Here is a 228-nt window from a genome sequence, read left to right as displayed (position 1 = left end):
GCCATCAGCGCCGCCCGTAAAAGTGATCTGGCAGGCAATGACCAACAGGCACTTGAGTCTGCGGCCAGGACATTGACACTGTTTGAAAGCGGCATGGCCAATAAACACAAGGTCGCCGAAACACTGTCCGTGCTACTGGCACAAAAACAAGTTCTGGAAGACATCAAGGCCGACAAGGTCTTGCCCTCTGCCTATAAAAAGCAATTCGAGAAAATCAAATCATTGGCC

The 228-nt window shown here is 50.4% G+C and carries 1 protein-coding gene; it reads left to right on the top strand.

The annotated features are described in order from the left end of the window. Positions 1 to 228 (top strand): hypothetical protein (locus tag Q4563_RS23405; protein WP_303606250.1); only part of this gene is annotated, 228 nt, incomplete at both ends.

This window comes from Gilvimarinus sp. 1_MG-2023, from assembly GCF_030548285.1.
This window is presented reverse-complemented; position numbering and strand designations above follow the sequence as displayed.